The sequence below is a fragment of the Peribacillus sp. P4_C12 genome (genome assembly GCF_056402095.1).
The window spans coordinates 1-2,410 of the sequence record NZ_JBFUIB010000526.1 but is presented as its reverse complement, the minus strand read 5'-3'; the positions used below and the strand labels follow the sequence as shown (position 1 = coordinate 2,410).

The window sequence follows — 2,410 nt, the reverse complement described above, 5'->3', positions numbered from 1 at the left end:
ACTAAAAGCAATCCGGGATGGGATGTTCGCTTTTATGACCCCTGTTATAACATCGACAGACGGCCGCTGAGTGGCAATGATTAAATGGATGCCAGCAGCCCGTGCCATTTGAGCAAGGCGTGTGATGGCATCCTCCACATCATTTGAGRCGACCATCATCAAGTCAGCCAATTCATCCACAATAACTACGATATAAGGCAGGAGTGGCTGCTTGGCATCTTCCTCAATATTATACCGATTAATATAATCGTTATAACCTTCAATATTACGAGTACCAGAATGAGAAAATAGCTCATAGCGACGTTCCATTTCACTGACCACTTTTTGCAAAGCCTGAGCAGCTTTTTTGGGATTTGTCACAACTGGGGCCAGTAAATGGGGAATTCCATTATATACATTAAGCTCCACCATTTTAGGATCAATCATCATCATCTTCACTTCATGTGGTTTTGCCCGCATTAAGATACTCGTGATAATACCGTTAATACAAACGGATTTCCCACTGCCTGTCGCTCCCGCTACAAGTAAATGCGGCATTTTATTAAGCTCCGCCTTAACCGCTTCACCCGAAATATTCCGTCCTAAACCGATTTGAAGTTTCGCATCAGGCTTGTCAACTTCTTTCGCCTCTAAAACTTCCCGTAGTGACACCATCRCCACCTCGGAGTTAGGGACTTCTATTCCAATCGCCGATTTACCGGGAATTGGTGCTTCAATACGGATATCTTTCGCTGCTAGAGCCAAGGCCAGATCATCGGAAAGACTGACAATTTTACTGACCTTGACACCCRCATCCGGATGTACTTCATATTTGGTTACAGCTGGGCCTAAATGAACCTGTGTGACCCTTGCTTTAACTCCAAAGCTATGGAAAGTGCGTTCAAGCTTTGCCGCGTTTTCATGTATTAATTGATACTCCCCGCTTTGGTCTGTTTTTTTGGGCTGCAATAATAAAGAGAGTGGCGGTAAAAGATATTCTTTATTTTCTATTTCTGTAAAATTCATAGGCGGAACAGCATCATCTTGCTCCTCTGTACTTTCAACTGTAGGTGTCGCTTTAACCGGAAGTACTTCAGTTTCGTCGCCATAGGCTTTATCAGCAAAGCTTGAAATGATCCGTTCCGTTGCCATTTGCTGTGTTTCATCTTCCGTCTGAATAGCCTGAACTGTTTCTTCCACCGATTCTTTTTCACGTTTTTTCTTTTTAACTGGATTTTTTTTCTTTTCTTTTTTGTCATCATTCCATGTTTTCATATCGTCTCTGAAAGCAGACCATTGCTTTATAAAAAAGCCACCAAGACCCATGAAAAATTTACCAAGAGTTTCTCCTAACGTTTTGCCGGTCAATAACACGCCCCCTACAATGATAAAGAGGAATGAAACTATTTTTGATCCCGCTTCATCAAATAAGAAATGAGAAGCAGCAAATAAAATCGCACCGATCATTCCACCGCCAAGATCCTTGGTACTTGTCTTGCCGGTCACTTCCATCCAGAATAATTCCCATGTATTCGAAATGACGCTCGGCTTCGTAAATGGGCCTCCATCTGCAAGCATATTAAACAGAGTTACATGACTAAGTAACAGCATGCTAGCGACAAGGAAATACATTCCTATTAATTGTCGTTTCAGCAAGTAAGGGACTTCTCTTTTAATCATCAAATAGAATCCGGCAGCAATCGCTCCCAGTAAAAAGAGGATATACCATTCTCCCATAAAGAAGCGGATTAAAAAGACCGTCCCTTTTCCGACTGCCCCAAGCTTTGCAATTGCGATGACTGCCAACCCTATTAAAGTCAAGCCAATTAATTCATATTTCAGCGTAATTTTTAATTTCTCTGTACTTTTCTTTTTCCTGCGTTTCTTCTTTGCCATAACATCACCTGATTCTTCATGAAACTATTCTATCCATCCTATTCAACATCCTGTAGTGATTTCCCTTCACAAAACAAATGTTCGCTCACTAATTATACCAAATAAAAATGACCTTGTCCCTTGATACAGCTAAATTACAACTCATAATGACAATTCTTTCATATAATGAATAAAGCAGCCAAGCGGCTGCTAATTTTTTTCTTAGTATATCATAATTTACCTATATTAGCGTTTTTTCTAGCTTTTCAACTGTTCGAAAACATTGATGACGGCACCCGGCTGAATGTGAACATTCATATAATCTTCAGGGTTTGTGCTCACAATTCGATCGATACGAAACGTTCTCCCTCCGTCATGTTCAACCATCACATGAACCCCATTATATATCATTTCAATTAAATTCGCAGTCTTCTCATGATGATGAGGGAAAATGATTTCCTCAGGAACAATGGTGTAGAGTGTCATTGTAGAAGCCCCTCTTCCCCTGCTATTTTTGGCCTTCTCTCATCCATAAAGCTATTTAGTTTTCTCATGG

General features: G+C 40.7%; 2 protein-coding genes. Both read right to left on the bottom strand.

The window, feature by feature from the left end:
- Positions 1-1,875 (bottom strand): DNA translocase FtsK (locus AC1DUW_RS25945; RefSeq protein WP_477643834.1); only part of this gene is annotated, 1,875 nt, incomplete at its 3' end.
- Positions 1,876-2,112: 237 nt separating this feature from the next.
- Positions 2,113-2,340, bottom strand: coding sequence for a YlzJ-like family protein (locus AC1DUW_RS25940; protein ID WP_053345379.1), 228 nt, complete (start codon positions 2,338-2,340; stop codon positions 2,113-2,115).
- Between the last annotated feature and the right edge of the window lie 70 nt (positions 2,341-2,410).